Source organism: Bifidobacterium sp. UBA6881, assembly GCA_002451435.1.
Classification (GTDB): Bacteria; Actinomycetota; Actinomycetes; order Actinomycetales; family Bifidobacteriaceae; genus Bifidobacterium.
The window spans coordinates 3,894-7,750 of the sequence record DKCF01000027.1 but is presented as its reverse complement, the minus strand read 5'-3'; the positions used below and the strand labels follow the sequence as shown (position 1 = coordinate 7,750).

General features: G+C 62.2%; 4 protein-coding genes. 3 read left to right on the top strand and 1 reads right to left on the bottom strand.

Annotated features, from left to right (window positions below):
• The coding region (gene lepB / locus B3C64_RS02065; RefSeq protein ID WP_291533371.1) for a signal peptidase I at positions 1-424 on the top strand (424 nt) is incomplete at its 5' end.
• Positions 424-1,140 carry a ribonuclease HII gene (locus tag B3C64_RS02060; protein WP_291533370.1) on the top strand — a complete coding sequence of 239 codons (717 nt, stop codon included), beginning with the start codon at positions 424-426 and terminating at the stop codon, positions 1,138-1,140. The genes lepB and B3C64_RS02060, both read left to right, overlap by 1 nt.
• Positions 1,141-1,517: 377 nt before the next feature.
• Here the strand turns inward: B3C64_RS02060 and B3C64_RS02055 are convergent, their stop codons facing one another.
• Entirely contained in the window at positions 1,518-2,462 is a 945-nt protein-coding gene (locus B3C64_RS02055; RefSeq protein WP_291533369.1) for an AEC family transporter, read from the bottom strand.
• Positions 2,463-2,586: 124 nt separating this feature from the next.
• Between B3C64_RS02055 and dapE the strand changes: the two genes are divergently transcribed.
• Positions 2,587-3,792: a succinyl-diaminopimelate desuccinylase gene (dapE, locus tag B3C64_RS02050; RefSeq protein ID WP_291533368.1), complete on the top strand. Its 1,206-nt coding sequence runs from the start codon at positions 2,587-2,589 to the stop codon at positions 3,790-3,792.
• The last annotated feature ends 65 nt before the right edge of the window (positions 3,793-3,857 follow it).

Genomic DNA, 3,857 nt, shown 5'->3' with positions numbered 1-3,857 from the left:
GGTGGTGTTCAAGGACCCTGATCATTGGCTGAGTCAGGAGAACAGTGGAGGTCTTGGCGGAAGCTATCTCATCAAGCGTCTGATCGGGCTTCCGGGCGACACCGTGGCCTGCGAGGGCGCGGGCAAGCCGATTACCGTCAACGGCGTTGCCGTCGACGAGAGCGCGTATCTCCGCCCAGGAGTAGATCCCAGCGCCTTCGCGTTCACCGTGACCGTCACCAAGGGGCATGTGTTCGTCATGGGCGACAACCGTGCCAATTCCGCCGATTCGCGCTACCATCAGGACGATTCCTCGCACGGGCTCGTGCCTATCTCGGACGTTGTGGGCGTCGGACTGGCCAAATACTGGCCGTTGAACCGCATCGGCACCTTGGACGCGCATCACGAGACGTTCAAGGATGTGCCGGAAGGGGCCAACGCCTGATGACCGTCTCCGTGGTGCCCACGCTGGATCTGGAACATGCGATCGCCGACGAGGGCTTTGATGTGGTCATCGGCTTCGACGAGGTCGGACGCGGTTCGTTGGCCGGCCCGGTCATGGTCGGCGCGGCGGCCATCTGGGCGCGGGATCTGGAAGACTCCGATCCGCTTCAGGTCCCCGAGGGCGTGGCCGATTCCAAAATGTTGACGGAACACCGTCGTGAGGCCATCTTCGGGGAACTCAAGGATTGGTGCGCGGCCTGGGCCGTCGGCTCCGCCAGCAACAGGGAAATCGACGAATGGGGCATCTCCTATGCGCTCGGCGTGGCGGCATTGCGCGCGTTGGCGGAGGCGGAGGCGAAGCTCGGCATCGACGGCAACGGATTGTTCGACGGCAGGCAGATGAAGGTCGGCGCGATCCTCGACGGGCCGAACGACTACATCACCAAGGCCTTGGGCACGTTCGACGCGCCGATGGTGCCGGTGCCGGCGAACGTCACCACCAAGGTGAAGGGCGACCGCTACTGCGCAACCGTGGCCACCGCCGCGGTCATCGCGAAGGTCACCCGAGACCGCCTCATGGTCGAATTGGGCGCGCGGCCCCAATATGCGCCTTATGAATGGGCGCACAACAAGGGCTATGGTTCCGCGGCACACCGCAAGGCCATCGCCGAACATGGTCCGAGCGACCTGCATCGCCTCTCCTGGCACTTGGTTTGATGCGCGCTGACGTTCCGTTGCTTCTGGTGCTAATGGGGACCCTCAAAACTTCGCACGATTCCCAAATCGTGAGCTCTTTTGGAATCGTGCGAAACGAATCGGCGAAAAGGGCATTAATCCTTGCATTTCCAGTGCCGTCCATACCCCCGAAGGCGTACGTTGGGCGTGTTTCGTTCGCACGATTGTAAATAGAAGGACGAAAATGGAATCGTGCGATGTTGGCCTTGTCCATCGCCACGCATTGCGTCCGTCGACATCTGACGGTCATCGAGGCTGTATCGTTTGGGGTGCGTCTTGGACGGCAATCGCCTCGAATCGCGAAGAGGCGCTGCACGGATAGTCATGGCATCACCGGTGAACTCAGACCCCCAATCGCGTCAGCTCAGCAACGCGGCGATGATCGCGATGAAAACCGGCGAGGACAGCGTGGAGAACAGGATACCGTCGCGGGCGAAGGAAAGACCCACGTTGTACCGCGCCGCGTAGTTGTACACGTTCTGGCCGGTCGGCAGCGCGGCGAGCACCACGCATGCGTACAGGGTCGCGCCACGGAAGCCCATCACGAAGTAGCTCAGCAGGAACGCGATGATCGGCATCACGATGTTCTTCAGGGCGGCCACCGTGAACACCGCGGGAACGTCCGCCTTGTCCTGCAGCGGCTTCGTGCCGTGCAGGGACATGCCGAACGCCATCAGAATCATCGGCACCGCGGAATCGCCGATCATGTCGATCGGGTCGTAGATGAAATTCGGCACGACGAAATGGCCGGCCTTCGCGGAAAGCGCGGAAACCAGAATGCCCAGCAGTGAGCCGATGAGCAGCGGCTGGTGCAACGGTTGTTTGAGGATCTCCTTCGCGGAGACCTTGCCTTTGGTGGTCACGTCGAGCACGGTCAGTCCGATCGGCGTGAACACCGCCTGCTGCATCACTAGGATCGGCGCGACCAGCGCAGGGTTGCCCAGAATGTACGTAGCGATCGGCAGGCCGATGTTGTTCGAGTTCAGGTACAGCGAATTCAGCGCGCCGATGGTGGCGTCCGCGGCCTTTAGATGGAAGAAGAGCCGGTTGAGTATCAGGAAGACGACGCCGACCAGCATGGCCGAGAAGAACGCCACGATGATGGAGGAGTGGAAGATCTCGAAGATCTTCTCCTTCGAGAGGATCGCGAACATCAGGCACGGGCTGGAGACGAAGAAGCTGAATCGGTTGAGCACCATCTGGGCGGTCGGCCCGCCGATGCGCATACGCGCGGCGATGTATCCGACGGCGATGACGATGCCGATCACGCAGAAGCCTTCCATCGCGCTTAACAGACCCGGCATTGCATGCTCCTTCTTTGCTTCGCTCCGGTATTTCGCTACCAGTGTGGCACCGGGGATGCTTGAAGGCCCGCCGGCGTCTCAAAAGCGCGGTCAATATGTGACGCATGTGCGATGACGGCGGATAATGGAACGCATGTGTGAACTTGAGATTGGTTTTTCCCGTTCCGCGGGCAAGCAGGAGGCTCTGAACGAACTCATGAGCCAGATCATGGGCTCCTACTCCGTCAGCGATGACGAGGGCCCGTTGGTTGATGCCGTCGAGGCATTCCTGAAGAAGCAGCCGCATCTGACGGTGCGCAGGCATGGCGACACCTTGGTCGCCTCCACGGATTTCGGGCGTGCGCGGCGCGTGATCCTCGCCGGGCATCTCGATACGGTTCCGGTGATCGACAATTTCCCGCCGAAATGGCTGGAGCCGGGCGATCCGCTGATTCGCGAGGACGTAGCCGCCGGCCATGAGCATGAGCGTGTGATCTGGGGGCGCGGCGCCACCGACATGAAGGGTTCGGATGCCGCGATGCTGTATCTGGCCGCCACGCTGACCGACGCGAAATACGACCTCACCTACGTGTTCTACGACCACGAGGAGGTCGCGGCCGAGAAGAACGGCCTGCGCAAGGTGGTTGAGACGCATCCCGATTGGATCACCGGCGATTTCGCGATTATCGGCGAACCAACCGATTGCGGCATCGAGGGCGGATGCAACGGCACGATGCGCTTCGACGTGATTACGCATGGCGTCGCCGCGCATTCCGCACGCGCCTGGATGGGCGACAACGCCATCCACAAGGCAGCCGAGATCCTGAACCGGCTCAACGCCCATGAGGACCGCGCCATCGACGTGGACGGCCTGACCTATCAGGAGGGTCTGAACGCCACGCTGATCTCCGGAGGCAAGGGTACGAACGTGATCCCCGACGAATGCCGCGTGCACGTCAATTACCGTTTCGCTCCGGACAAGTCGCTCGCTGAGGCGAAGGCGCTGATGATCGGCGCGGATGCGGGTGCCGAGCTCGGCAACGGCGAGCATCGGGCCACGGGCGGCGTGTTCGAGGGCTTCGGCATCGAGATGAAGGACGAATCGCCGAGCGCCCGTCCGGGGCTCACGTCGCCGCTGGCGCAGTCGCTGGTGAAACTGGTCAAGGAGCGTACCGGTCGCGATCCGCTCGCGAAGCTCGGATGGACGGATGTGGCCCGCTTCTCGATGCTTGGCATCCCCGCCGTGAATCTTGGCGCGGGCAGCCCGTTGCTGGCGCACAAGCATGACGAGCAGCTGCCGGAATCCGATCTGTTGCTGTTGACGAATCTGCTTGAGGACTGGTTGCGGTAAATCGGTGCCGGCGGCGCGGAAAGCCGCACCGTGGATTTCCGCGGCCGACGATGGTTCGGTCGCGC